The organism is Archaeoglobus neptunius, from assembly GCF_016757965.1.
GTDB classification, from domain to species: Archaea; Halobacteriota; Archaeoglobi; order Archaeoglobales; family Archaeoglobaceae; genus Archaeoglobus; species Archaeoglobus neptunius.
In genome coordinates, this window is sequence record NZ_JAEKIW010000016.1 from 34,200 (window position 1) to 60,359 (window position 26,160).

The window sequence follows — 26,160 nt, forward strand, 5'->3', positions numbered from 1 at the left end:
CATATAAATCTATCGTTAAGCTTTTATTTTAACATTAAGTAAAATGCTGAACGTTAAGCGATCTGCTTAATCACTATGGCACTCACATGCTCTGGGAGTTCAAGGATCTCCGAAACTGCTGCTTCGTCAAAAGCACCAATCCACACAACCTCTAATAACTTTACATCCGAACAAATCTGCAACGTGAGGAAGCTACCAACAAGGATATACTGAGAATATTGAAGCTATGGCTCAAATGAAAGAGAAGAGCTGATAAATTTGGTTCAGTTGATGCAGTTGTAAGATGGCATAATGAAGTTAAGCCCCACAGAAGTCTGGATGGGATGAGCCATGCAATGTGTTCTGGTATAAGCTTTCATAGATTATGTGGTTTGTAAGGAGGTGGTTTGGTGAAGAGAAAGTGTAAAATTCAATCAGACCCCGTCCGCATACAGTTCGTGCTCGTATATTCACGGTAACACACCTCCCAAGGCAATATACACGAAACTCGAAATCGTATTCGCGAGAATCCAAGAGACGGACAAGGTCTTTTTATCCACGCTGAGAAATGCTAATGACGAAAGACTGGCAAGAACTAATCCTTCAACAGCGCAGATAAACCCCAGCAGAAAGTAGGAAGTCAAATCTGCTGGTACTGAAAACGTCTTGTAAAGCGTGTATGGAATTCTGGATGCAAACACAAGGATGAGAAGCGAGAGAAAATCAGTTAACACGAGTAATATTGTGATGGGTGGAAGTCTTCTATCGTTGAATTCCGCATTAAACAGCCGCGAATATACCAGCAGAAAGAGTGTGTTGACAACGTAGGATGACGATGGTAGTAAAGCCACGTAAACAGCAAATGGAAGCGGGATTGCAGGGATTAAAAAGTTGAAGAGCATAAATTTCACTTAAATGTATATGTTGCAGTTCCCAACCTCCCTGTCCAAATCACAGAACCATGCGGCGTTGTTCGCTTCGACTCTTGCCCAGACACTCCTCTATGCACTTTGCACTGTAGCATTTCTTTGCTACCAATTCCCCCTCAACCACCGTCCAGCCTGCCACAACTTCTACATCCACAACATCCTGATAGCACTCCCACCATTTGACCTTCTTCTTCCAAATTCCCCTCTCCTCCCACCACTCATTGTAGCCAACGAGCCTGATCTTGATTGATGTGTTGCAGGTGGAGTAGATGTAGGTGGTGTAGGCACTCCCTCCTCCGAACCTCGGACGGAGTAGGAAGGCGTTGCTGAGATTTATCGGCTTCTCTGAGAGTGCGTACGCCTCAAAATCACCCTCTATTTTAAGCATTCTCCCGTATTTGGTGTCAACGATCGACCAGTTCTTAGGAGCGTTGACGACGTCGGCAAACTCCAACACCCTGCCATCTCTGGCCGGAATCGGAACGTAGAGTGTGCAGTTTTTCTCGCCTACTTCAACTTTGTACACGTACACTTTGAAGATTGCTCTGGCAGATATCAATTCGTCCGCCTCTGATGCGTAGTAGCTCACCGCAAAGATTGTAGCGAAGGCGAGGGCGGAGAGTACGGACATTACAGCGTACTTTCTCCTCGAGCTCATTCTATCATCTTCGGATGTGCGATGAACACCTCGCCGTGAAGCTGCAGGGCGATTACGTCGAGGATCAAGCCCGCGATGACCCAGAAGATGATGACTTCCAAGTGGTTGCACTTTTTGTAGGCGAGGCTGGCGGCGACGCCAAGGATCGCGTTCACTGGGATGCCAAGAAATGTTGCAGCCACCTTTTCCGAAAGCACCCGGCCGAGCGCTATGAGCGGGTAGGTAGTCGCAACCATGACTGCGAAGTGAACGAAGATTGTTACCGCGAGGACAGCGGGCAAGCGTTTTGTTTGTAGCTCGACATTTCTGATGGCTGCGAAGGCTGTGATAAACGATGTGTAGAGGAGCGCTATCGAGATGGCGTAGATCACCACGCCCGCTCCGCCAATCAGATTAAGGAAGTTGGATAAGTATATCTCGAGCAGCATGGTCAGATGTAGATGTTACAGTAACCTTTTTCGCTGTCGAGGTTGCAGTCCTTCTTCCAAACAGCCGTGTTCGCTGCGATCCTCGCCTCGTGGGCTGTTTTCTGATAGGCTACGTTAACGTTCCCTGTCGCCCAGTCCCAGAACCTGCCGGCCCAGTCTGCACAGGCCGAATACCCCCACCAGTACTGGATGTCCGCTATCTCGCCAGATGCACCTATAACACATCCCACTCCGTTCTGAGCAAGCCTGTCCCCAAAGCTGTTTCCACCAGCGTAGCATGCTGAGACCACGAAGAGTCTTGTCTGCCTGTTGTTTGCTATGTCATTCGTGCAGTATGTACTGCTGCTTCCAGTCCCTCCCAGAGCTATGCAGTAGCGGTTTCCATGTCCGGAGTAGTAAACTGCTTCAAAATGGCCAAGAATGTAGTTCACGGTGCTGTCACTACTTACTACATCGTAATCATCTGCATCGTCATCCCACGACCAAGGATACCAGTAACTATACGAAGTCTCCATCGAAGCTTCAGCAGCGTCAATGTCGTCCTTGCACATTTCGTCGTCAGCTCTGAAAACAGCCCCCTGATCATTGTCTATTCCTTTCGAATCTGCCTTGGACTTAATTTCTCCCACCCAAACCTCGCGCTCAAGCTTTCCGAAATCCACCGTCGTTTTATACTTCTCCGCCATAATCCTCTTCATTTCATCGCTCACGATTTTTCCACTAACAGCATCCACAGCATCACCGTCGGTAAACCACACGACACCGAAGCCGGGAACTATGTAGAGCTTCGCATCTCTCGCTTTTGCGATTTTCAGAACCTCTTCCTTCTTCAGTTTAACGACTTGTTCAACCTTTACTTCTTCGACGGGTATCTTCCTGTAAGCTGCGATCTTGCCCGTCATCCTGTTCACAACAACGTAGCAGTCCTCGCCGAAAACGGCTATTCCATTAACCCGTCTCTCAAATTGAATGTCGTAGTCGTAAGGATTTTCAGTAACCCTGACGAGCGTGTAAGCTTCACCACACAGCTCTTCAGCCATCTCAATCGCCTCATCCTTCGTTATGGATGGTTTGCCATCCAGATTCTCGTTGATGGCTGTGTGGTTGAAGTAGAGGATCGTCTGGTTGGTTCTCATATCGACAAGCATGTAGCCGTGCTCGTTCGTGATAGCTTTAACGGGAATTCCTGCGTAAAAGTCCGTTTTTGTTGCCAGTGCATTTGGCACGGCTACGAGCGCCAGTATAATCAGTCCCAACTTCGCTTTATTCATGATCACACATAGCATAGCGAGAACTTAAATTTTTCGTTAAGCTTTTATTTTAACATTAAGTAAAATGCTGAACGTTAAGCGAATTACTTAACGTTCAGCTAATCACTTAATTTCCCGCGATATCGACCTGTAATATTCAAAGAGCCTCAAGCCCCATCTCACAGCATCTTCCGTCCTGCAAATCAGGATGTTCTGGGCATCGTAAACCCCGTCAAGCCTGTACAAGGCTAAAGCAAAGCCTCTTTCAGCCACAACGAAAGCGAGTCTGACGTTATCGCAGACGTACATTTTTCCCCGCTTTAGGAACTCGTTCAGCTTGGCTTTAGCTCTCTCAACCACTACATTGAAAACGTCCTTGGTTAAGACCAGTTCCACATTTCTGCCATCAGTCAGACTTGCGAAAAACTCTGGAAACCTCTCGTGATATACTGACGACAGACCCTTGACCCAGTCTGAGTCAGCTAAAATTCCCTCTACTTCCCCGAGCTCGTAGGGATTCTCTCTCACGTTTATCCGGCATCCGTCGAGCATGTAGATGTTCTCAAATATCTCCGTCGGGATCGCTGATAACTCGTGTTCAATGAAAAATCTTCCTGCAGCCTTGACAACCCGTTCAAACTTCTCCAATCTCGTGCCGAATTCAAATAAGATCTGTCCCAGCTTGGACGTCCTGTAAACTCCACTTCTCATCCTTTCCACGAGTCCGAGCTCCAGTAGGGGCTTGAGGTGGTGCAGCGTCGCCTGCTTTGATTTACCAATCAGCTCCGACAGCTCGCCAAGGTTTCTGGGATTTCTCAGCAACCACAGCATCTCGATTTTTGGTGGTCCAAGGGGCATTGATCTTAGTTGTGAACAAAACTTATAATTTTTGCTGACAAGTGTCAAAGTCCGGCACCGCTACCACTCACTGCCTGCTGACGATCATTGGGTATTTTACCACAGCAATACTCGCATCCTTCCCGTGCTGCTCCTGAGCCATCTCTACAGCGTCCTCAACTGTGGGTGCGTGAAGGAATCCAATGTGCTCTGCGAGCTTCGGATTCTCGATTCCTGCCACAATTACCCTTCCAGCATGTTTCAGCCTTTTAAGCGGGAAAGTCGCCATCAGGCCGTGAACGGGATGGAAGGAGTAGTGGTTGCGGTATTTTGAAATGTATTCGGTGTGACTGGCAAAGTGGTTTTCGTATCTCTCCATGATTTCGTACGGATCCCTCAGATCACCAAGTATCTCCCAGATCTCGGGATATGGGGCATGGGCTGTCCTGTCCCACTGATCGGGACATGGGGTGGCAAGGATAACATCGCAGCCTTTCTTTCCCAGTCCCTCCACTACTCCACCGAGATAGCCCAGACCCGTTGAAAGCAGTGTTAGTACGGGGTTCATCTTTGAAAAGGCCGCATACGGACTCCACTCTGGAACTCCATAGCACACGACATCTACCTTTTCCTTGAGCAGATCCCTTCGCCTCTTAGCTCTCCTCCTCCAGATTTTCAGAACCTCCTCTCTGCACCTGTCAATGGTTCCGGAAAACACAGCGTGAACCTGAAGAGGATTTGCCATAACAGTCTCAATCTTGAAAATGTCCCTCCTTATTTCGGACTTAACGACCTCACCCATTCTGTTCAGGATATCGTGCATCATGTTTCTCTCAGCAGACATGGACATGTAGTCCGGAGTGTGGTGGCACCGTATTGTCTCCCATGTGGCAAGACCAACGCAGATGGACTTCCACCCACCGTTGAAGGCAGATGCGAAGGTGTTGACGTATATGGTGAGATCGGAGTCAGCAACGGCCCTGTTTATCTCCACGGGATAACCGTCTTGAGTTTCTCCAAGCTTCACGATTCTCCTCCTATCCTCGGCGTCGTGACAGTAAATTCTGCCTGAGAACATCTTCACCACATCACCGAGTATTTTTTCAACCTCCCATATTCTGAACTTCCTGTGAAGAGCATTGGCACATAGAAGGCTGACGTCCTTCATATCAACTCCTGCGGCCTTCAGTTCTCTGACAGTTGCTTTCAGTGCAGTGTTCCACACAGGAGCATAGCAGGGCACTGTAGGATCGTCAAAGGCAATGGTAATTTTCCATCCTTTCTTTGCCACATTTCTGAGCGGCTCGGTATCAAGGGGGTAACTGATGCCGTTTAATATCTCCTTTTCCTGGTTCTCTACAGGGCTGAGCTTTGAAAACCCGTATCCGGGAGATATGGTCTTTGCATGTTCGGGAAATTCCGCCTCAACCCATCGATTCCCGAAAGGCAGCGAAATTTTCATGAAAAATATTTACAGAGTAGAAGATTAAACTTTCGGAACATCTTTAGCCTGGAAACATTCAGTCTTGATATCGACACCAAAAACTTATTATTTCTGGGTGAAGAATTGAAATCATGTCACTACGAGAGAAAGTGGAAGAGGTTGTCGAGAAGGACATAAGACCCGCTCTGATGAGAGATGGAGGAAACATCGCAGTAGTTGATGTTGACGAGGAAACTGGCACAGTAAAAATTCAGCTTCTGGGTGCATGCGGCGGATGCCCGATGTCAATGATCACTCTCACGGCATTCGTTGAGAGGCATCTCAGGACCAAGGTTCCGGAAGTCAAGAAAATAGTACCTGTTTAATATGATAAGGCTGATCGAGCCTTTGAAGAAGGTAATTTTAGAGGATACTGTATACGAGTGTGAGGAAGTTCAGGAACAGCTTTTTGGTGGGTTCTGTGACTGCGGGGGACTGATGTTTCAGAAACTATGGTTCGAGAAGAATGGGGAAAAGATACTTATCTCAGAATGCGAAAAATGCTGGAAGAATGAGGCTCGAATCTTTGTTAACTTCAATTTTGTGGGGAAGCAGGAAGTGGAAGTTCTTGGCAGATACGAACTAATTGATTTCCTGAAGAATCTGCTCACAAAAATTGAATTCGAAGCTTTACTGAAAAAAGCCAGGGACAGCAGTTTTCAATCCATGGCTTTGTCGAATGCCAGGAAAAAACTGTCGTCTATGAATTTTAATTTTGAGGAAATACTTAACGTAGTGCGATGAGGGAAAAAATAAGGAAGTACAGGGAGGATTTGAAACTTTACAGCGAGATGACCGACATAACCTCGGTGTCCAGGAGATATTTCGTTATAGGTTTCTTTGATGGGGTTCTTACGGTTCTTGGGCTGATAATCGGTGCACATATGGTTGGTGAGATAAGCTCGAGACTCATAATCTCTGCAGGAGTCGCAGCGGCACTGGCTTTGGGAATCTCAAGCTCGTGGGGGGCTTTTGAGGCGGAAAGGATTGAACAAAAAATTATCAAGGATGAAAAGGATAAGGCCCTGCTTGTGAACTCCAGAGAGTGTACGATCGACAGAGCGCACAGGTTTGCGGCTTACGTATCCTCACTGGTTCACGGAATTGCCCCCATAATTGCTGCAATGATTCCGATAGCCCCGTACGTGTTCTTACCCTTAGATGAAGCCTTTGTGGCTTCTGTCTGCCTGGGCTTTTTCAGCCTTTTCGTTGTCGGGGCGGTGATGGGAAAAATCGCAAGGTTTAATGTGATTTTGAGCGGTTTGAGGATGCTTCTGGCGGGAGTTCTTACGGCTGTCATAGTAACCCTGCTTAGCCCAAGCCACTTCATATGAAACATTTTTTAATTCTCCCCCAACTTAGCACATGGGAAGAGCCTGGAAGTTTGGGAATGACATTGACACGGATGTGATCATTCAGGGAAAGTACCTTGTTATAAATGATCCCGAGGAGCTGGCAAAACACGTATTCGAGAATCTGAGACCTGAATTTGCCAGTGAGGTAAAGAAGGGCGATTTTGTTGTTGCCGGAGAGAACTTCGGATGTGGGAGCAGCAGAGAGCATGCTCCACTGGCACTGAAAGCTACGGGAATTGAGGCGGTGATAGCAAAATCATACGCAAGGATCTTCTTCAGGAACGCAATAAACATCGGTTTGAAGGTTATTGAATGCAGAGATGCCGATAAAATAAATGACGGGGACGATATTGATGTGGACTACGAAAGGGGGGTTGTTTTCAACAGAACCAGAGATGAGAAGTATTCAATTGCCCCGCTGCCGGAGTTTCTGAGGGATATACTGGACAAGGGAGGTCTTGTTAATTTTGCACGGAGTCTGAGGGATAGAGCATGAAAAGAATTGCCGTTATACCCGGGGATGGTATTGGAAATGAAGTGATGGAAGCGGCTATGCTGATTCTGGAAAAGCTGGATCTCCCCTTCACCTTTGAGTATTACGATGCCGGAGATGGGGCTCTTGAGAGGTACGGTAAAGCTTTACCCGAAGAGACTCTTGAAGCGTGCAGAAGGAGTGATGCGGTTCTGTTTGGTGCAGCGGGTGAAACCGCTGCCGATGTAATTGTCAGGTTGAGACAGGAACTCAATACATTTGCAAACATCAGGCCGGCCAAAGCCATAAAGGGGATAAGGTGCCTCTATCCGGGGCTCGACATTGTGGTGGTAAGGGAAAACACCGAGTGCCTCTATAGGGGCTTTGAGTTTGAGTTTGATGGGGTGGCTGAGGCAGTCAGGGTGATAACGAGAAGGGCCTCGGAAAGAATTGCGAAGTATGCGTTCGAGCTTGCAAAGAGGGAAAGGAGAAAAAAGGTTACCGCATTGCATAAGGCCAACGTAATGAAGAAGACATGTGGACTTTTCAGAGAGGTGTGCAGGGATGTCGCTTCTGAGTATCCGGATATAGAGTTCAATGATTATTACATCGATGCCGCCTGCATGTACCTCGTGATGGATCCCTTCAGGTTTGACGTCATTGTGACGACCAACATGTTTGGAGATATTGTCTCGGATCTTGCGGCAGGACTGGTTGGTGGGCTTGGTTTGGCCCCTTCTGCCAACGTTGGTGAGAAAAATGCGATATTTGAGCCTGTGCACGGTGCGGCTTTCGATATAGCAGGCAGAGGCATTGCGAATCCAACGGCAATGATTCTCACAGCATGCATGATGCTCCGGCATTTCGGGTATCTTGACGAGGCAAGAAAGATTGAAGAGGCTGTGGAGAGGGTTATAGAATCTGGAAAAACAACTCCCGATCTTGGAGGCAATCTGAAAACGATGGAATTTGCTAACGAAGTTGCCCTTCTGTTGGATTAGATTTAAATAGTAAAGCCTGACTAATTTTTTTCATGAGCTACGAAACTCTGATGATGAAACTTGGGTTTCCGGAGTCAGTGTATCTGAGAAAGATTCTGGAATACCTCATGGATGAGGAGGCTGCCAAAGTTGCTGCTGCCCTGCCCGGAAGCCCGGAGGAAGTTGCGGAGAAACTCGGAATGGATGTCAGCAGAGTGAAGGAGATTCTCGAGGATCTTTTCTTTAAGGGAGTTGTATTTCCAAAGGACTTCCAGAACAGAAACTACTACCGCTTTGCAAGAGATCTTATTCAACTTCACGATGCAACACTAGCCTCTAAGCACATGAAAGACCCTGAATTTGCGAAATTGTGGAAGGAGTTTGGTGAGAAAGAAGCACACGCAAAAATGGGACAGCTTCTGGCGATAGCAGATTTTAAGGTGTGGAGAGTTGTTCCGGCTTACAGAGCGATAAAGGATTTGCCGGACGTACTTCCACAGGAAAATATAGTTGAGATGATCAAGGCACAGGATAAAATTGCTGTCGTTCCGTGCTCATGCAGGAATGTAACACATCTTGCCGGAGATGGCTGCAGTCACACGAACGAGACGTCACTCTGGCATTGCATTCAGTTTGGCAGAGGTGCCGAGTACGTGGTGGCCAGAGGTTCCGGAAAAGAGATAACGGTTGAAGAAGCCCTAGAGATAATTGAAAAAGCCGAGGAGGACGGTCTAATTCATACATGGCCCAATACAGGGAAGATAGTTGACAAGAGGGTAACGGTTAACTGCAACTGCTGTGAAGACTGCTGTGAGTTCTTCCTTTCTGCGAAATACGGCAACGTCCCCATCGAGTCCATGCTTGAAAAAAGTCGATACGTTGCGTACGTTGATGAGGATCTCTGCATAGCATGCGGGGTCTGTGAGGAACGCTGTCAGTTCAACGCCATTGCAGTAGATGATGTGGCCAGGGTCGACGAGGAGAAATGCTTCGGATGTGGCGCCTGTGTTGTCGGCTGCGAGCAGGAAGCGATGAAAATGAAGGCTGTCAGACCGCCCGAACACATTCCAACCTAATTTTTAAAGTCTTCAAGTGTGTAACAGCCGATTCCTTCCGAGTTCAGGTATTTCATAAGGAATTTTGAGGGCTTTCCGTGGTAAAACACAACCGTTTCCGGATTGCAGTGGTGAATCATTTCAAGCAACCCTCTGTAGTCGAGATGATCGCTGAGAGTAATTTTCGGCCATCTGTAGAAGTTCTGAGCAGTAAGAATGTACCCTGAACCGTATTTGGGCAGATTACGTGGCGATGCAATCAGAGAACCGCTTTCACTGCACTCAATGCCCACAGCTCTGCAGATCCTTGCAATCTTCTCTTCTGCCCTAACATCAAAGCCCTTCTCTGTAAGAATTTCCGCAACTCTCTGGGCTTTTCCAATCGGATATGCTCCAAAAACAGTTTTGTCAGAGGCATGCTCTACCAGCCTGTCAATCTCGTCCTCGAATATCTGTGATGGATGGCTGTAGGTGGCCTCTGTAATAAGAATTCTGCAGGAGGGAAGTTTTGAGAAATCCTTGACATCGCCAGTTATCAGAACTTCGCATTCTGCAAAAAAGAAGGCGGTCGAACCGTGCATGTGGTGTGTTGGATATGTTTTAACTTTATGTCCATCAATTTTCAATCTCTGTCCAGTTGAGAACGTTATTCCGCCAAAGGATTTCTGTGTATCTGCCTCAAGAATTTTCGCAGTCTCCTCGCTTGCTATTGCCCTAGAATTGTTCATGTTTCTCTGACCATAGTGGTCGGAGTGAGCGTGGGTTACGATGTTCCATCCGGTTTTGCCTGGGGATGAGTCTATGTGGAATTCAGAGCCCTCAAAATCAATAGTAATGTGTGGTCTGTAACCTCTTCCGTACTTCCGCCTGTAAATTACAATCTCGTCGAATATCACCTTTTCGCATTCTCGGCAAGATTTATAACCCCTTTCTTTTAGTAACTGTAAATGCGATTGAAAGAGTTTGAGGAAGAGGTCAGGAGTCTTTTCGATGAAAATCTTGTGGAGAGAGCCAAGAATCTGAAAAAGACGGGAAATATATTCAATCCTATTTTCTATCTGTTTTTCACGAGGCTCGTGGAGCTTTCGGCAATCATTAATGGAATTGTAATGCCCAACAGGTATGAGCTTGAGGAACTGTTCAGGACAAGGAAGGATTTTTTGCAGATAGATTACGGCACGATAGGTGAGACAATAAGGAGAGCGTGGCTGTTTGAGAGGGAGAGAGGAGTGGAGTTAACGTTCAGTAACAGCGTGGAGGACATGCTTTACGTCCTCTACAGGATGGGGAAGCTGCAGGGCAAGCTTGATGGTATAATACTGAAATACGCTGAGTGGGACAAGGAGAAGCTTGCCGAACTGTACTTCACGATCCTTCAGATACTGATCGAGCTGGAGGATAGGATTAACAGAGAAATAAAGGGGGATTAGGCTCTCGCAAGCCTTTCAAGAACTTTCAGTTTCTTCTCGATGGCTTTTTTAACCGCTTCATCCACTCTTCTCTTCATATCTCCAAAATCTGGTGGTTCCTCCTCTCCAACAACTTTCTTCAGCGGTGTATAAGCAGATTCTCTGAATCTCGGTTTTATCTCTCTCCTTTCCCCACCTTCAATCAGGTACGCTCTGGGACCATCTCCGCTCTCTTCAACCCACCCCACCTTTCTTATGTTAACTCCTGCACCTTTCACGGCTTTTATTACATCTTCAGCAGTTTCCTCATCGCACACGATCATCAGCGAGTCTATAGAAACGCCGAGAAAGTCTATTTCGAGCTCCTCCAGCATGCTGAGAACTCTCGGGTTTACGCATTTTCTGAGCTCATCAAAGTCGAATACCAGCGACTTTCCGGAAACCTTTGCTATTTCCTCAGCATCACCTCTGATTCCACCATTTGTTACGTCACTCATCGAGTGTATTCTTTTCACGAGATTCTGGGAGAACACCGCCCTTACCGCCCTGATGAAGTCCAGATTGATGGTCTCATCAACCACATCGTGCATGCCGTAGTAGATGGCCGTGGTTGCAACGGTTCCGCCTCCAGCCCCTTCAGTTAGTAAAATAACATCTCCGGACTCCACATTTTTTCTGGGTGTAATATAGCGGGAAACTCCAACACATCCCACACCGCCGGTCATTCTCTCTCCGATTACCATATCTCCTCCAATCCTGAGCGTACTACCGCTTACCAGTGGAACTTCTGTGGCCTCGCACACTGCAGAAATGCCTGCAATGTGATCGAATATCTTGCTGACATCCCCATCATCAGCGATGTGTATGTCTGAAAAAACGGCCACAGGCTCAGCCCCCATCACGTAAACGTCTCTCATCGCTGCCCTTGTTACATGAAATCCAGCTATGAAAGGAAACTCGCTCAGTCTTGAATGAATTCCGTCAATCGCAACGCTGATGTATAAATCCCCGAACTTGACAACTCCTGCATCGTCCAGATCCTTCGATGATACGACAGCTCCGGAACTTCCAATCACTTCAGCAATCTTCTCATGAACGTAAAAATCACCTCTACCCCTTGAACCAACACCAAACCTTCCCATCGTCACTCCCGATTTGTAGTAGTCGAGGAGATAGTTTGATTTGCCGTATGCGTTTTTAACCTCCACGATAACGGCTTCGGCCCACCTTTTCGCCCTATCCATATCCCAGTTTTTGATCTCCGCTATTCTTTCTGCAAGCAGCTCTTTCACCCTGTCTTCACTCATTTTTTCAAGCATTCTTCTTGCGTACCCCTCAATGTCCATCGTTAATGGACGGTCTGCAGGGTTAATAAGCTGTTTGCCGTTCCAAAAATATAAAAAATAGGATTTAGTCTTCTATCTTCTCGAACTGGTCTTTGGAAGCTCCACAAACAGGACAGACCCAGTCATCCGGCAGGTCCTCCCACCTTGTTCCGGGAGGGACGTCACTTTCCGGATCCCCCTCGGTCTCGTCGTAAACGTATCCGCAAACCGTACACTGATACTTTGCCATGGGACTTCATGGTTGTTTACCATTATAATCCTTTCGTTTAACTCAAATAACGCAGGGTCGTTTTCCTAACAATGGAAAAAGTTGTGGTGGTGCACTACGGAGAAATAGCCACAAAGGGGAAGAACAGAGAATTTTTTGAACGAAAGCTGATTAATGCGATTAAAAGAGCTACTGGCAGGAAAGTCAGGCGTAAATTCGGGAGAATTGAGGTTGAATATGCGGATAGCATTGCTGAGAGGTTAAAAAAAATTCCGGGAATTAAGTACTTCGGTGTTGGGGTTAAGACCGGTACTGATATCGAGGAAATCAAGAAAGCAGCTATCAGAAGCCTTCCTGACGAGTTCAATTCGTTTAAGGTTGAGACTTCAAGAAGTAACAAGAATTTCCCTCTAAATTCGATTGAGATCAACAGAGAGGTCGGTGCTTACATAGTTGAGAGGACCGGAAAAGGTGTCAATCTCAGAAACCCGGATGTGACAGTTTGGATTGAGGTTTGCGATCGGGAGGTGTATGTTTACACCCGGAAAATTTCGGGGGTGGGTGGACTGCCTGTGGGAGTTGCGGGAAGGGTCGTTAGTTTGGTATCTGGGGGTATAGACAGTCCCGTTGCCTCGTTCATGGCCATGAAAAGGGGCTGCGAGATTGTAGCTGTTCACTTTTTCAACCGCACCATGCACTCACCTAAAGTAAGGGAAAAGATAAAAATTCTTGCAGAGAAGCTGGCAGAGTATCAGGGAGAGGTAAGGCTGTATATGGTTCCTTTCTATGAAATTCAGCTTGAGATTATAAAGAACGTTCCGGCAAGGCTGAGGATGATTGTATACAGGAGGAGTATGATGAGGATGGCGAACATGATTGCGGAAATGGAGGGCTGCAAGGCGGTTATAACCGGAGATAACCTGTCTCAGGTTGCGAGTCAGACTCTGGATAATCTAAATGTGATATACTCCGCATCGAAGCTGGCGGTCTTACCACCGCTGATCGGTATGGACAAGGAGGAAATAATCGAGATTGCGAGGAAGATAGGGACATACGATATATCAATCCTGCCTTATGATGACTGCTGCTCATTCATGATTGCGAGACATCCGGAAACCAGGGCGAATCTTGAGGACGTGACGAAGTATGAAAGCTTTGATAGGCTGGAAAGGGAAGCAATTGAGAAAAGCGAGGTGGAAGACGTAAGGGTGTTCTGATGAAGCTCGAGATGTGGTTGAAGATTTACGAGGCCATTCTTGCTGATTTTGAATTCAGCAGGGAGGAAGATGAGAAGGCGGCGAGGTTGATGGAATCACTCGGGAGAGGAAAGTTGCTCGACAAAAGCGTACTTGAAATTATACGTGGAAAAGAAGTGGCAGTGATCGGTGGTGCATATCGGGGTGAAGGGGTGGAGGAGAAGTTCAGAATCACAGCCGGTAAGGCAATCAATCTCGTGGACTTCGTACCAGACATTCATGTTACGGACATGGAGGAGGATGATAAAACCCTCGTAAATCTTGAGAAAAATGGATGTCTTTTAGTTTTGCACGCTCACGGTGACAATGTGGACAGAATAATGTCTGTTGTACCAAAAATCGGGAGATTCGTAGGGACAACACAGAGCATTCCGTTCAACAGAGTATACAACTTTGGTGGATTCACTGATGGTGACAGGGCGGCAGTAATCGCAAAAAGGTTTGGAGCGAAAAAGATAAAGCTTTACGGATTCGATTTTGAAAGGGCAGACACTGAGGTAAAGAAGAAAAAGCTCAAATGGGCAAGGATAATTCTCCGAAAGGAGGGGATCATATAAGGGCCCGTGGGGTAGTGGATATCCTGGAGGTCTCCGGAACCTCCGACCCGGGTTCAATTCCCGGCGGGCCCGCTTTTTTATGGTTGAGCAGTTTTGCAGTCAGTCAAACTTCAGAATCCTTGGCACGTTCTCATTATAGGGTGGATATATTACCCCGAACTCCGTGATCAATGCCGTGACATTTTTCAGCGGTGTTGGATCGAAAGCGGGATTGTACACATTCACGTCTGGCGGGGCAAGAATTCGATTTCCGCAGTAAATCAGTTCTTCTCTCCCTCTTTCCTCAATAACTACCTCATCAGCTTTTCTCCCCCAGTCGAAGGTTGCTTTGGGTGCAGCAACGTAAAATGGGACTCCATGCTCTTTAGCTACAACAGAAACAGTGTATGTTCCGATCTTGTTAAACACGGCATCCCTGACGATTCTGTCCGCTCCTACAATAACCTTGTCGATCATACCCTTCTGCATGACTATCCCAACCATTGAGTCGGTGATGAGCGTTACATCGATTCCATCCTGCATCAGCTCCCAGCATGTCAGTCTTGAACCCTGATTGAGAGGTCTTGTTTCGCAGGCTATGACTCTGATGTTCTTTCCCTGCTCGACAGCACTCCTCACAACCCCCAGTGCAGTCCCCCAGTCTACAGTTGCAAGTCTGCCAGCATTGCAGTAAGTCATGACAGTATCACCATCTTCCAGCAGTTCTGCTCCATACTCACCCATCTTTCTGTTTCTCTGTATGTCCTCCTCCGCAAGCTTCTCTGCTTCTCTCAGTGCCAGTTTTCTTATGTCATCCACACTCTCTCCTGTGAGGGCAACCTTTAGGACTCTCTCGATACCAACAAAAAGATTTACGGCGGTTGGTCTGGTCGATGCCAGAAATTCTGCGGCCCTCTTCAGCCACCTCTTCATCTCTTCCACATCCTTGAAGTCTCTCTCATGGGCAGCGAGGGCTATTCCGTAGGCTCCAGCAGCTTCAAGTGCCGGAGCTCCCCTCACTGCAAGTCTCTTTATGGCATCTCCAAGCTCTTCAACTTTTTTGCAGGTTATAACCTCAAATTTTTCCGGAATTTTCGTCTGGTCTATCAGCCTGACACCATCTTCCCAGAATATGGATCGCATGCGGGTAATTCTTACGATACTATTTCTTTGTTGCGCTTCATCACTTCAGAACTTTTCCCGTCATTTCTGCCCACAGCCTCAGATCGAGCTCGGCAAGGCTGATTCTTCTTTCTTCGGCGATGTCTCTCAGTATCTTTTCAATTTCAGCATACTTTCTGACTGTCAAACTTCCGTATTGCTCGATGTATTCGTTTTCTGTAAGCCACCTCAGTATATGGCGGTCTATAATCGCCACATCATCTCTTCCAACGTTCCTGAGGTAGTGGCTGGCCTCCTTCATCCCGAGGCCTTTTACCTTTAGGAGCCGTTTCCTTGCTGCAGCAGTGCTAAGCTGAAGAGCCCTCTCCACCAAATTGAAATTGCGAAAAGCCTCTCTGATATATTCTGTTTTCCTTCTCCAGAATCTGACTCCGGCCTTTCTGAGAGCGGATTGAATGTTATCACTCTCCAGCAGCGTCTGAAATTTTAAACCTGCCGCTGCAGATGAGTTGGCAGTGGATATGCAAAATGCAAGCTCGTTTTTCAGGTCGGCTTTAACCTTGAGATCCAGAAAAGGCCTGAAGTCAAAAATGACCTCTCCCTCTCTACCGAGAGTTTCAAATTCTGCCAGTCTCGACTTTATGGCCTTCCCAAGATCAAAGAACAAGGGCGTCACCAACGACGGCAATGTTTGTGGCAAATGATACCGCTGAAACACCGCTTTTCTCACACACGTCTATTGCAGAGTCCAGAATTGCGGCTTTTGACACAATTAGCGGTATTCCAGCTCTTGCACATTTCATCGCCATTCCCCTCGATATTCTCCCGGAAATGAGCAGGAACGTCTTTTTGAGTCTTATTCCGTTGAGCAATGCTGCTCCAATAACCTTATCAACTGCATTGTGTCTACCAACATCGTACCTTCTGTACAGCAAGCCATCTTTTCCCACTATGGATGCGACATGATACCCTCTGGTTCTCACGTATTCCTCAATTTCCAGATACTCGAGGGATTTTTTAATCTCGTCCATTGTAAATTTCGCTTCAGCCTCAACCTTCGGTATTTTTTCCTGCTCTCTGTAAACCCCAATACAGCCCGAAGACCTTATTGTGGTGCTGCTTTGGTTTCCGTTCAGCTTTACAAAGAGAACATCGTTATCTATATACGAAAAAATTATTTCATCGATTGATTTTACGATCCCCTCGGATACGAGAAATCCTACGGCCAGTTCTTTCAGGTTCTCAGGGGTGCACATTATGTGGTATGGGGTTTTACCAGCGAACAGTGTAATTTTGGCCTCCTTCGCCAGCTCAAGGGGTTTTCCAATTTTTTTAATCACATCATCTTGCCGAGGTAGGAATTAATAAACTTCACTTTTCAGAATAAGGGTTAAATATAACGAATAAATTTGGTAGAATATGGATAGGAGGTTCCTGCTCTTTGTCCTGTTTGGCACGCTGGCCACTTCCACCATGATGAATGCACCGGCCATATTCGTCGGTTATGGACTGGTTTATCTCGTGATGCTTCTTGCTTCGTGGCTGTTCAACCCAAAAAAAGCCTTTTTCGCGGTGTTGCTTAGCACCCTGTTATCGTTACCGATTCTGCTGATGACAAAAGCCGTTTTTGTGGAGGTGGCAGTTCTCAACGTTATTGTGAGAGCTCCAATTGCTTATGTGGCGTCATATGTAAGGTGGCGGAACGGTTTGCTCTCCTCAACCTTTACCCTGTCGGCACTTGAAACTTTCACTGCACTTCTCATCGCAATTCTATACTTCGGAGATGATGGCATACATGCGTCTCTCTCCATTTTCGGAATCCTGCTTGCACCTTTCGGATACGTGGTATACATGGCGATAGAAAACGGGGAGAAACTCAAAGCCACAGCGGGATTGTTTGCAGCATTTCTCTTTTACCTTTCACTGGTAACGTTTCCGGTTTTAGTCACCGTATTTTCATCCCTGCTTGCAGTTCCCCTTCTGACAAGGCGATCCAGGTCTCTGCTTGCACTTACTCTGGTTTTGCTCTTTGCGTCCTCTGCCTACGCCCTGACAGCAGATGACGGATTCAAAAACAACCTTAAGATTTCACTCTACCCGTTCAACCCCAAAAGCTGGAGTGAGGAGAGATGGAAACAGGAGAGCGGACTCTGTCCTGAGATGAGCGACGTCTTTGTCAACACTCACACGCCGGAAAGGCTTAGAATTATTGGAAGCTGCATAGAGATTACAGGAATTGTGAAAAAACCACCGTTTGTAGCAGGAGATGGCGACTACTGCTTTGATATCATCCCGGATAATAAAAACGCTCTCGGCATTGGGAACTACGTTCTGAGGAGGGGGGCACTGCACGTGGAGGTGGTTCCGAGGGATCAGATTGAGGTCTTAACGCCAGTTCAGGGTGTCTGTCCCGGCGATCTGGTGAAGGTCAGGGGAGTCTGGGTTGTCGACACAGATCACGGTATGTGGACGGAAGTCCATCCGGCATTCAAGATTGAAATCCTGAAATCTGGAGCGGATAGGCGGTGGCCTGAGTGTGTGATCGGGAAGGAGTTCGAGGAGTAAAGTTGGAACGTCTAAAAGTTTATAATTGATTGTTTGCAGTAATTTTCATGGATGAAATTGAATTTGCCACCAGGCTCCACGGCCATCTCAGCCCGGGCGTAGCCTTGGGAATAAGGATGGCCAGAATAGCGTACTCCAGGCTTAATGTGGGCTTTCGGGGAAAAGGTCTTGTCGGAATTGCTGAAACCAGCATGTGCATCCCTGATGCGCTTCAGATTGTTGCCGGAACAACCCCGGGAAACAGAAATCTGGTGGTCAGGGATTACGGAAAGCTTGCCCTTTCCATTGTGAGGTTCGATACAAAAGAAGGATACAGGGTGGCGATAAGAAAAGAAGCCGCCAGCGAATCTGAATTGATCAGGAAGTTTTTATTCAGGCTTGGGAAGCTCAGCAGGGAGGATGAGAAAGTGCTTGCAGAGGAGTTTCTTTCGCTCGATGAGAGGTTTTTTGATGTTAAAAAGATAAGGCTGACAATTCCGGTAGGGGGGATCAAGGAACCGATAGTTGAATGCGAGGTTTGTGGGGAACTTCAGCCTGCTGATTACGTTGTTGAAAAAGACGGTGGGAGAATCTGTTTTACCTGCAGTGGTGATGTGTATTTTGAGGTAATTTAACACCGAAAATTTTAGGGATAATTGTTAAAAAATTGCTTGCCAAAGTACAATTGGGGGTGATCTGGTGGGTTTAAGTAGAAGGGATTTTCTTAAAATTACCGCCCTTAGCAGTGCTGTTCTGACGGGTATGCAAACAGAATATTTCAGAAAGGCCATTGCTCAGCAGAGTCCGGACGAAAAGTTCGAGATTGTAAGGTCTGTTTGCTCACCAAACTGCACTGGAGCATGTGCATTCGATGCAATGGTTTATAAGGGAAGGATTGAGACCCTCACCCAGTCGGCCGACTATCCTGAGCCAGAATACAATCCTCGAGGATGCCTGAGAGGGCAGTCAATGGTGAACCTCATTTACGGTCCTGACAGGCTAAAGAGACCGCTGATCAGGGCAGGAAGGAGAGGGGAGGGTAAGTTCAGGGCTGTAAGCTGGGATGAAGCTCTCGATTACGCAGCAGACAGGCTGGCTGAAATAATGAGAAAATATGGGCCGGAATCTGTAGCCGTATCCGTGCAGGTTCCTGGAACCGGGTACGTCCACAAGGGGGCTCTTGTCAGACTGGCGAGCATGTTTGGCTGGAGCGTGATTCATGGCTACACGATGAACGGAGATCTCCCGGCCTTCTGGTCCCAGACCTTTGGTGTTCAGACGGAGGAATTTGAGTCCCTCGAATGGATGAAATCGAGGTACATAGCAGTATTTGGATCAAATGTGATGGTAACAAGACTTCCAGATGCCAAATTCCTCACCTTGGCAAGGGAGAGGGGGGCGAAGCTCATCGTGGTTGATCCGAACTTCAATCCAACGGCAGCGAAGGCTGATGAGTGGATTCAGATAAACCCCTCTACAGACGCAGCTCTGGCCCTGGGCATTGCTCACGAGATAATCAGGCGAAAGCTTTACGACGAGGATTTTGTGAAAACGTACACAGATCTTCCCATTCTCGTCAGGCTGGATACGAAAAAGAGGCTCAGGGCTTACGATGTAAGGGGGATCCAGGATGAGGCGGAGAAGCTGAAAAGCAGGATTCCTGAGTACAGGGATGTATTCGTTGTGTACGATGAGAAGAGAGGCTTTGTTCCTGTCGATCCGGAAACGCTGGAGAGGAACTTCAATCCGGTTCTTGAGGGTGACTTCGAAGTAGAGTTGGTGAGTGGGGACGTCGTGAAGGTTAAACCCGTATTTCAGCTTCTTAAGGAGGAGCTGGCTGGCTATACTCCAGAAAAGGTTGCTGAAATCATCGTTCCACCAAACAGAGAAAGAAGAGATTACGTTGAGATCCTAAGAAGGCTGGCGGTTGAAATGGCTACGGTTAAACCGCTGCACATCATTTACGGTGCGAGTAATTACCAGTGGTTCCATGGGGACCTTAAAGGTAGGGCCCTCTCGCTGATAGTGGCGTTGACGGGTAACGTAGGGAAAAGTGGGGCCGGAATATCTACCTATGCCGGGCAGTTCAAGATTCGCTGGCCGATCGGAGTTTGGTGGAGCTTTAAGGGTAGGAAAAGCAAATGGGTTACGTATCTCCTATGGATGAACAGAGAATACAGACAAGGTGAGGAGTTCAGGAAGTACAACAGGGAAACACCCTACCCTGAAAACGATGTTAAGGCCTTTGTTTTCGGCTGGAACAATCCGTTCGATCAGCATAATATGGCCAACAGGATGATTGAGTACGCTGAGAAAAACGATCTCGAGTTTATCCTCGCCATTGATTTCCAGATGACGACGTCCTGCAAGTGGGCCGATGTGGTTCTCCCCGGAGTTGCATGGTACGAGAAGTACGAGCTCACGGCCACGATTTTGCATCCTTACGTGCAGATCCAGAAACCGGCAATCGCGCCGTTGTTCGAGTGCATGCCTGAGATCTGGATCATAAAGGAGCTGGCAAAAAGACTGGTGGAGAGATGGGATGATGAGGAACTTAAGGGGAGTGTGGCGGAATTCTATCCGGACCCGCAGCTATTCGTGGAAGAGGAGAGAGCAAGATCCAATGGAGAGTGGAGTCTTGGCCTTGCGAGAGAGATTGCCAACAAAGCCTCTTTAAAGGCGATCGATCTCATGCTCGAAAAAGGGGGAGAGCTGGTTGAGGGAATAACTCTTGAAAAGCTGATGAAAGGACCTGTCCGGCTCAACCTGCCCACACCCAATAGACGGCAGATTCCATTCTGGGAGCAGATAAATCTGAAGAAGCCGTTTCCACCACAATCCTTCCCTGTTCCCATATCGAAAACTGCTAGATTCGTCAAAAGCGGTAGAATAGAGTTTTACAAGGAAGAGGACGTCTTCATAGACTTTGGAGAGACTCTTCCGGTACACAAGGAACCGTTCATCGATACCGAGTATAAAAGGAATCCGGAAGCGGCGATGAAATACAGGTATGTCTACGTAACGAGAAATGCTCTCTACAGGGTTCATTCCACTCACAGCAACAACATAACAATGCTCGAACTGCAGGACTACAAACCCAGGGTCTGGATGAATCCGGAGACTGCAAGGGAGAAGGGGATAGAGGAGGGAGACCTCGTTGAAGTCTACAACGATCGTGGAAGCGTCACTGGATATGCGGTCATGGATGCCGGCATTCATCCCTCCGTGATAGTTTTTGAGCAGGGGTGGTGGAGCAGATACCTGAGGGGGAGGTCGTACAATACCCTCACATATCCGTGGATCAAGGCAACACATCTCGCTTACTTTGTTCCCGGCATATGGGAGCCAACGACGGCGTGGAATGAGGCTGCATGTGATGTGAGAAAGCTGCAGTGAGGTGATGATATGGTCAGATACGGCATGGTTATTGACCTCAATCGGTGCATAGGATGCAGGAGCTGTGCAGTTATCTGCAAGATCCACAACTCGCTCCCTCCCGGCACCTGGTGGCACAGGGTGGAGACAATAGGGGCTAGGGAGCATCAGGTTTCTGTCGGGGAATTTCCGAACCTGACCGAGGTTTTCCTGCCGGTTCCGTGCATGCACTGCGACAACCCTCCGTGTGTGAAGGTCTGTCCTGTCGGAGCTACATGGAAGAGGGAGGATGGCGTTGTGCTCGTCGATTTTGAGAGGTGTATAGGTTGCAGGTACTGCATGACTGCCTGTCCCTATGGCGTGAGACAGTTCAACTGGCAGGACAGCGAGGAGAGCTTTAAGGAGGGTTTCAGGGTTACGGGATTTGAAGAGGGGTTTGTTGAAGGTTACAAATACGGATATCCGGTCGATCACAGAACAAAGGATGGGAGACTCGTATACACGCCTGAGAGACCAAGGGGTGTTGTGGAAAAGTGCACGTTCTGTGTTCAGTATATTGATCAGGGGTTGAAACCGGCATGTGTGAGGGGTTGTCCCGGAAACGCCAGAATCTTTGGAGATCTTGACGATCCCACCAGTGAAATTTCGGTAATACTCAAGGACAGGCCGTATGTGAAGTTGCTGGAGGATATGGGGACGGAGCCAAAAGTATTCTACATACCACCTGTGAGGAAGGAGAGGGGAGTTGTGAGATACTCTGCGAGTATGGAGGAGGATTAAGATGAGAAAGATAGTTTTTGCCGTGCTGATTGTAATTGCCATCGCTGGAATTGCTGCGTGGATTTACCAACTGCAGACGGGACTTATAGTTACGAACATGAGAAATCCGTTCTCATGGGGACTTTACATTGCAATGTGGGCATTTTTTGTGGGGACTGCTGCAGGCGGCCTTGTGGTTTCTTCGGCCATCTATATATTCGGTGCCAAGGAGTTCAAGCCCATAGCACCCGTAGCATCTACAACGGCCTTCATCTTCGCTGTTGGGGCTATGGTGATGATTCTTCCCGATCTTGGCAGGGTGGACAGGATATTTAACATGTTTCTCTATCCCAACTTTCAGTCCATGCTCCCCTGGGATCTGGTTGTGCTGTCTACCTACGCCCTTCTTTCTGCCATCTATACTTACGTTCTTCTCATGCCAGGAATAGCGGAGAGGGGAATTCTTGGATTTGGGGTGGGAGGTAATGTTGAGGATCTGAAAGCAAGGTCTGAGAGATATGCGAAAATCCTTGCTCCAATCGCCCTGCCATTCGCAATTCTCATACATACCGTTACAGCATGGGTTCTCGCAACCCAGCTCTCCCGTGCCTGGTGGTATGGTGGTCTGCTTGCACCGACTTTTATAGCTGCAGCCATCGCTACGGGTCCTGCTGTTGTAATACTTGCCAGCCTCCTCGTACACGGGTATCCGGATAGGCTAAAAAATGCATACGGATTGCTTGCAAAAATATCCGCAGCATCCTCAGCAGCTCTGCTTTTCATGTACTACAACGACTTTGTAGTGAGATACTGGTGGGGAAAGGGACTTGATTTCGATGCACTGGCAATTGTTTTCAGAGACTACATTTACATACACTTTCTCGAAGTGTTTTTCATCATACTCTCCATTGTGCTGCTAGCAAAAGCCAGAAGTGCTGCAAGACTTGTGGCCGGAAGCCTGTCGGTGAACATGGGAGTCCTCTTCCACAGATACCTTCTTATGCCACCATCATACAACGTTATGCCCTTCCAGATAGAGGGCTGGTCTTATCCGATAGCTGTCGGTGAGCTGAGGGGCTCGCTGATGAACCCGCTTCCTGTGTTTGTTGACCACTGGGCTTACTCGCCATCTCCCGTTGAGATCACGATCGCTGCAGGAATCACCGCAATTCTTGTTCTCACCCTTATGCTGCTTCTGAGAATACTGCCTGTGGATGTGGAGATATGAAAGAGTTCAAGCTTTTTTCAATCCTTTTTTCATATCCAGACGATGGGAAAATAAAGACTGCACTGGATTTGTCCAGGGAACTGGGATTCCGGGAAATAGAAGAGCTGCTGAAGAGTGTCAGTCTTCGGGAGCTTGAGGTGGAGTACACCTCGATATTCGTTTCTGCCCATCCTTCCATCCCATGCCCACCGTATCAGTCCTTTTTCGAGGAAGGGAGCGTGTATGGCAGGTCTTCGGTCAGGATGAGGGAACTGTACCGTGACTTCGGTCTGGAATACATCTATGAATCTGAACCTGCAGATCACATTTCCGTGGAGCTGGAGTTTCTCTCGATCCACCCGAATCTTGTGGATGAGTTCAGAGAGTGGTTCGAGAGATTTGCTGAATGTGTGAAAAGGAGGTCAAAGCTTTACCGACCTATTGCTACTGCGTTTATGAATTTTCTGGAAAGTCTGAATCAGTCGTAGAGGTTAACCTCCACTTCTTCACCTTTTTTCAGATCTCTGTCGGTTACAACGAATCCGTCGGAAAGCGTGCTTCTTGACATTGCGGAGACAAGACTAACTTCATATCTGTCGTCCGGAATTATCGATACGTGTGAGTGTCTGAAACCTGCCGGAAATGCGTAACCGTTCTCGATCTTAACAAAGAGGTAATAGCTGAATCCCCTGGTGGGTAGTATAACGTCTGCGGCAATTTTCGCCCTTACTTTTGGAAATGGTCTGTTTCCGAGGAAGTACCTTCTTAAGGATAGCATTGCGGTAAAAGCTCCGGCAGGTTTACCCGGAAGGGCGAATACGGGCTTTTCTTTCACTACAGCAACAACCATGGGCTTACCGGGTCTCTGTCTTACCCTGTAAAGCAGCAGATCGCCCATTTTTGAAAGAACTCTGATGATGTAGTCCTTCTTTCCGACACTTACACCTCCGCTCGTAAGAACGACGTCATAATCTTCAACTCCTCTCTCGATCATCTCTCTAACCTCTGACTCATCATCTCCAGCCGTACCAAGAAACTCGACTTTGCATCCCCATTTTCTTAAAAAAGCCATTATCATCGCCGAATTTGAATCTCTGATTATACCCTTTTTTATCTCGTCACCATTGGAAAATACAGCCGCTCTCAGCCTTCTGTAGACCCTCACGTGATCAACCCCTGCACTCTTCAGAGCAGCGATTTCCTGGGGATTCAGCACGACGTTTTTACTGAGTATGATGTCTCTAGCCCTGATTTCGCTGCCTCTCTTTAGTACGTACTTCCCCCTATCCACATTCCCGGTTATGACCATGATACCGTTCTTTTCGGCAGTTATCTCCACCTTAACCACAGTATCAGTGTTTAAAGGCATCCTGGCTCCGGTGGTGATGTAGTAGCACTCGTCATCTCCAGCCCTGTAGTCATTCAGGTCTCCTGCATAAATTTCGCCCACAACCCTGTACTTCCTTCTCCCGAACTTCACAGCATATCCGTCCATCGTTGCAATATCGAACTGTGGTAGATCAAGTGGAGATTTAACATCCTCTGCAAGCTCTCTTCCAGCAGCATCCTCGACTCTAACGAGTTCGGTATCTCTGCGGTAGTAGTATCTTGACCTCAGTTCCTCGACAATCCTGGCAGTCTCATCGATCGTGACGAGTTCTCTCATTGAATCCCTTTTTATTTATTGTGCTTAAAGATGTTGTGTCCTGACCTTCTGACGTTAAATACATGTAAAAAGTCAAGGGCAAAAATTGGCCAAATAGGATTTGGATTATCAGAATAAAGCTGCACCTCGGAAATACACAGTGCTTCTGACAGCGAGATTAAGCCTTAGGATGCTTCCTGAAAGATAACGCCTTCAGTGTGCCTGCTGAAGCATCATCGAGTTCATGCAGGGAGGGACGTTAACTTAAGGAAATGGTTCGTGGAATGCCATTTCGACGAGGATGAGAGGCTGAGGATCATAAGACTCCACATCGTGAAGCAAGAGGTTCTAACTCTATGAAACTTCCAAGAGACATGAGCGGTGAATTAGAAAGTTTTTCGAAATAATGGTGTTAATGACGTTCTAATGGTCGGGCTTAGAGATTGCATCATGGCGCACAACACAAGAAGCTTGGACGTTCAGAAATGGGATGGAAAACGTTTTGAAGAGTTGTGGGGGGTTGGAGATATGACAACCATTTTCATAGATATTGAAAAAGAGATTGCGCCAATTGTAGGATCAAGAGATGTTGTAAAAGCTTTCGAAAGAAGAATGGATACTGCGAAAAAGATAATACTGGATTTCAAGAACGTCGAATTCGCTTCGAGGTCCGCTGCGCATGTGTTGTTGGAATATAAGAGAAACAATCCAGATAAAGTTATCGAGTTTCGCAACATGAATCAATCTGTGGAGAAGATGTTTTATCTGGTAGAGGCACAATTAGAGGGGCGCGCAAATAAAGACAAATTGAAATCTGTAGGCATAGAAGTTATGGAGCTTGTGGCGTAACATTTCATGCTAAGAAGTATGAAAAGAGTTAGTGTCACAAATTTCGATGATGTTAGTTTGCTTCAGCAGCTGAGAAACATTTACAAAATTTTTAAAGGAAATGGGATGGATGAACGGCTTTTGTTTGACATGCAGTCTACTACGTGGGTTGTGCCGTTATTAGTGTTACCGATAGCTACATACGAGACACAAAAAGTGAATATGAGTTGCCGAGAAATCAAAATGTCAGAAGTGATTGATTTTCCGGATGGCATTTCACCCTCGAACAAATTGAAAACAGAGGTGGAAGTTCATACATCCCGATCTGCGTTCTTTACAAATACAACCAAGAGAGGAAGAATTTACAGTCGAAGGCTGATGGAGGAATTGTTTGGCTGAGTTTATCGTTACAACCCTTAAAGACTTCGTCAAAAATTCGCCACCGTTTAGTTAGACTTCTTTTTGTGGGTAAATTTCTGGAAATACAGTTCAGGCAGTA

29 protein-coding genes, 1 tRNA gene and 1 pseudogene are annotated in these 26,160 nt (G+C 47.2%); 18 read left to right on the forward strand and 13 right to left on the reverse strand.

Going from position 1 to position 26,160, the window contains the following annotated elements:
* Positions 1-239: 239 nt before the first annotated feature.
* Positions 240-361 (forward strand): annotated as a pseudogene (locus JFQ59_RS11620) (IS481-like element ISA0963-7 family transposase); the annotation flags it as partial.
* An 88-nt stretch (positions 362-449) separates the two neighbouring features.
* Here the strand turns inward: JFQ59_RS11620 and JFQ59_RS11625 are convergent.
* From JFQ59_RS11625 to JFQ59_RS11650, 6 genes are all read right to left on the reverse strand, one after another.
* Positions 450-890 (reverse strand): hypothetical protein, encoded by a 441-nt coding sequence (locus JFQ59_RS11625; RefSeq protein ID WP_202320671.1) that lies wholly within the window; start codon positions 888-890, stop codon positions 450-452.
* Positions 891-930: 40 nt separating this feature from the next.
* The gene (locus JFQ59_RS11630) at positions 931-1,566 is read right to left on the reverse strand and encodes a hypothetical protein (protein ID WP_202320672.1); all 636 of its coding nucleotides are present in this window, start codon (positions 1,564-1,566) and stop codon (positions 931-933) included.
* On the reverse strand, positions 1,563-1,994 hold the full coding sequence (locus tag JFQ59_RS11635; RefSeq protein WP_202320673.1) for a hypothetical protein: 432 nt from the start codon (positions 1,992-1,994) through the stop codon (positions 1,563-1,565). Before JFQ59_RS11635 ends, JFQ59_RS11630 begins: the two co-directional genes overlap by 4 nt.
* Positions 1,995-1,996: 2 nt before the next feature.
* The gene (locus tag JFQ59_RS11640; RefSeq protein ID WP_202320674.1) at positions 1,997-3,265 is read right to left on the reverse strand and encodes a hypothetical protein; all 1,269 of its coding nucleotides are present in this window, start codon (positions 3,263-3,265) and stop codon (positions 1,997-1,999) included.
* A 102-nt stretch (positions 3,266-3,367) separates the two neighbouring features.
* Positions 3,368-4,102: a helix-turn-helix transcriptional regulator gene (locus tag JFQ59_RS11645; protein ID WP_202320675.1), complete on the reverse strand. Its 735-nt coding sequence runs from the start codon at positions 4,100-4,102 to the stop codon at positions 3,368-3,370.
* Between the two features lie 67 nt (positions 4,103-4,169).
* A complete protein-coding gene (locus tag JFQ59_RS11650) occupies positions 4,170-5,543 on the reverse strand; it encodes a lactate racemase domain-containing protein (RefSeq protein WP_202320676.1) in 1,374 nt (457 codons plus the stop codon).
* 113 nt (positions 5,544-5,656) lie between these two features.
* Here JFQ59_RS11650 and JFQ59_RS11655 point away from each other — a divergent pair, with 113 nt between their 5' ends.
* The 6 genes from JFQ59_RS11655 to JFQ59_RS11680 are packed head-to-tail and all read left to right on the forward strand — an operon-like array spanning position 5,657 to position 9,447.
* Positions 5,657-5,890, forward strand: coding sequence for a NifU family protein (locus JFQ59_RS11655; protein ID WP_202320677.1), 234 nt, complete (start codon positions 5,657-5,659; stop codon positions 5,888-5,890).
* A 1-nt stretch (position 5,891) separates the two neighbouring features.
* Positions 5,892-6,308, forward strand: coding sequence for a hypothetical protein (locus JFQ59_RS11660; RefSeq protein WP_202320678.1), 417 nt, complete (start codon positions 5,892-5,894; stop codon positions 6,306-6,308).
* Positions 6,305-6,898, forward strand: coding sequence for a VIT1/CCC1 transporter family protein (locus JFQ59_RS11665; protein ID WP_202320679.1), 594 nt, complete (start codon positions 6,305-6,307; stop codon positions 6,896-6,898). Before JFQ59_RS11660 ends, JFQ59_RS11665 begins: the two co-directional genes overlap by 4 nt.
* Before the next feature lie 31 nt (positions 6,899-6,929).
* Positions 6,930-7,415: a 3-isopropylmalate dehydratase small subunit gene (locus tag JFQ59_RS11670; protein WP_202320680.1), complete on the forward strand. Its 486-nt coding sequence runs from the start codon at positions 6,930-6,932 to the stop codon at positions 7,413-7,415.
* Positions 7,412-8,392, forward strand: a complete 981-nt coding sequence (locus tag JFQ59_RS11675) for an isocitrate/isopropylmalate family dehydrogenase (RefSeq protein WP_202320681.1) — start codon at positions 7,412-7,414, stop codon at positions 8,390-8,392. The genes JFQ59_RS11670 and JFQ59_RS11675 overlap by 4 nt, the downstream gene beginning before the upstream one ends.
* A 32-nt stretch (positions 8,393-8,424) precedes the next feature.
* Positions 8,425-9,447, forward strand: a complete 1,023-nt coding sequence (locus tag JFQ59_RS11680) for a 4Fe-4S binding protein (RefSeq protein ID WP_202320682.1) — start codon at positions 8,425-8,427, stop codon at positions 9,445-9,447.
* On the opposite strand, the gene JFQ59_RS12700 is transcribed toward JFQ59_RS11680, so the two are convergent.
* Positions 9,444-10,322, reverse strand: coding sequence for an MBL fold metallo-hydrolase (locus JFQ59_RS12700; RefSeq protein WP_330999887.1), 879 nt, complete (start codon positions 10,320-10,322; stop codon positions 9,444-9,446). The genes JFQ59_RS11680 and JFQ59_RS12700 overlap by 4 nt on opposite strands.
* Before the next feature lie 51 nt (positions 10,323-10,373).
* Between JFQ59_RS12700 and JFQ59_RS11690 the strand changes: the two genes are divergently transcribed.
* Positions 10,374-10,856 (forward strand): hypothetical protein, encoded by a 483-nt coding sequence (locus tag JFQ59_RS11690; protein ID WP_202320683.1) that lies wholly within the window; start codon positions 10,374-10,376, stop codon positions 10,854-10,856.
* On the opposite strand, the gene JFQ59_RS11695 is transcribed toward JFQ59_RS11690, so the two are convergent.
* A complete protein-coding gene (locus JFQ59_RS11695; RefSeq protein WP_202320684.1) occupies positions 10,853-12,181 on the reverse strand; it encodes an AIR synthase-related protein in 1,329 nt (442 codons plus the stop codon). The genes JFQ59_RS11690 and JFQ59_RS11695 overlap by 4 nt on opposite strands.
* A 64-nt stretch (positions 12,182-12,245) precedes the next feature.
* Entirely contained in the window at positions 12,246-12,410 is a 165-nt protein-coding gene (gene rd / locus JFQ59_RS11700; protein WP_202320685.1) for a rubredoxin, read from the reverse strand.
* A 71-nt stretch (positions 12,411-12,481) separates the two neighbouring features.
* On the opposite strand from rd, the gene thiI reads away from it, so the two are divergent.
* From thiI to JFQ59_RS11715, 3 genes are all read left to right on the forward strand, one after another.
* Positions 12,482-13,606: a tRNA uracil 4-sulfurtransferase ThiI gene (gene thiI / locus JFQ59_RS11705; RefSeq protein WP_202320686.1), complete on the forward strand. Its 1,125-nt coding sequence runs from the start codon at positions 12,482-12,484 to the stop codon at positions 13,604-13,606.
* Positions 13,606-14,202 carry a 6-hydroxymethylpterin diphosphokinase MptE-like protein gene (locus JFQ59_RS11710; protein ID WP_202320687.1) on the forward strand — a complete coding sequence of 199 codons (597 nt, stop codon included), beginning with the start codon at positions 13,606-13,608 and terminating at the stop codon, positions 14,200-14,202. Before thiI ends, JFQ59_RS11710 begins: the two co-directional genes overlap by 1 nt.
* A tRNA-Arg gene (locus JFQ59_RS11715) sits at positions 14,203-14,274 on the forward strand.
* Between the two features lie 27 nt (positions 14,275-14,301).
* Here the strand turns inward: JFQ59_RS11715 and JFQ59_RS11720 are convergent.
* From JFQ59_RS11720 to fdhD, 3 genes are read right to left on the reverse strand one after another with little or no spacing between them, the layout of a single operon-like run.
* A complete protein-coding gene (locus tag JFQ59_RS11720) occupies positions 14,302-15,324 on the reverse strand; it encodes an S-methyl-5-thioribose-1-phosphate isomerase (protein ID WP_202320688.1) in 1,023 nt (340 codons plus the stop codon).
* 40 nt (positions 15,325-15,364) lie between these two features.
* Positions 15,365-15,970 (reverse strand): N-glycosylase/DNA lyase, encoded by a 606-nt coding sequence (locus JFQ59_RS11725; protein WP_202320689.1) that lies wholly within the window; start codon positions 15,968-15,970, stop codon positions 15,365-15,367.
* The gene (fdhD, locus tag JFQ59_RS11730) at positions 15,960-16,643 is read right to left on the reverse strand and encodes a formate dehydrogenase accessory sulfurtransferase FdhD (protein WP_202320690.1); all 684 of its coding nucleotides are present in this window, start codon (positions 16,641-16,643) and stop codon (positions 15,960-15,962) included. The genes JFQ59_RS11725 and fdhD overlap by 11 nt, the downstream gene beginning before the upstream one ends.
* A gap of 79 nt (positions 16,644-16,722) precedes the next feature.
* On the opposite strand from fdhD, the gene JFQ59_RS11735 reads away from it, so the two are divergent.
* From JFQ59_RS11735 to JFQ59_RS11760, 6 genes are all read left to right on the forward strand, one after another.
* Positions 16,723-17,868 carry a hypothetical protein gene (locus JFQ59_RS11735; RefSeq protein ID WP_202320691.1) on the forward strand — a complete coding sequence of 382 codons (1,146 nt, stop codon included), beginning with the start codon at positions 16,723-16,725 and terminating at the stop codon, positions 17,866-17,868.
* 47 nt (positions 17,869-17,915) lie between these two features.
* The gene (locus tag JFQ59_RS11740; protein WP_202320692.1) at positions 17,916-18,482 is read left to right on the forward strand and encodes an FmdE family protein; all 567 of its coding nucleotides are present in this window, start codon (positions 17,916-17,918) and stop codon (positions 18,480-18,482) included.
* A 127-nt stretch (positions 18,483-18,609) separates the two neighbouring features.
* Positions 18,610-21,243: a molybdopterin-dependent oxidoreductase gene (locus tag JFQ59_RS11745; protein ID WP_407928354.1), complete on the forward strand. Its 2,634-nt coding sequence runs from the start codon at positions 18,610-18,612 to the stop codon at positions 21,241-21,243.
* A gap of 9 nt (positions 21,244-21,252) precedes the next feature.
* Entirely contained in the window at positions 21,253-22,002 is a 750-nt protein-coding gene (locus JFQ59_RS11750; protein ID WP_202320694.1) for a 4Fe-4S dicluster domain-containing protein, read from the forward strand.
* Position 22,003: 1 nt separating this feature from the next.
* On the forward strand, positions 22,004-23,209 hold the full coding sequence (gene nrfD / locus JFQ59_RS11755; protein ID WP_202320695.1) for an NrfD/PsrC family molybdoenzyme membrane anchor subunit: 1,206 nt from the start codon (positions 22,004-22,006) through the stop codon (positions 23,207-23,209).
* Positions 23,206-23,676: a TorD/DmsD family molecular chaperone gene (locus JFQ59_RS11760; RefSeq protein WP_202320696.1), complete on the forward strand. Its 471-nt coding sequence runs from the start codon at positions 23,206-23,208 to the stop codon at positions 23,674-23,676. Before nrfD ends, JFQ59_RS11760 begins: the two co-directional genes overlap by 4 nt.
* Here JFQ59_RS11760 and JFQ59_RS11765 read toward each other — a convergent pair.
* Entirely contained in the window at positions 23,667-24,854 is a 1,188-nt protein-coding gene (locus JFQ59_RS11765) for a molybdopterin molybdotransferase MoeA (RefSeq protein WP_202320697.1), read from the reverse strand. The two genes, JFQ59_RS11760 and JFQ59_RS11765, sit on opposite strands and share 10 nt — an antisense overlap.
* A 405-nt stretch (positions 24,855-25,259) precedes the next feature.
* Between JFQ59_RS11765 and JFQ59_RS11770 the strand changes: the two genes are divergently transcribed.
* A complete protein-coding gene (locus JFQ59_RS11770; RefSeq protein WP_202320698.1) occupies positions 25,260-25,682 on the forward strand; it encodes a hypothetical protein in 423 nt (140 codons plus the stop codon).
* Positions 25,683-26,160: the final 478 nt, after the last annotated feature.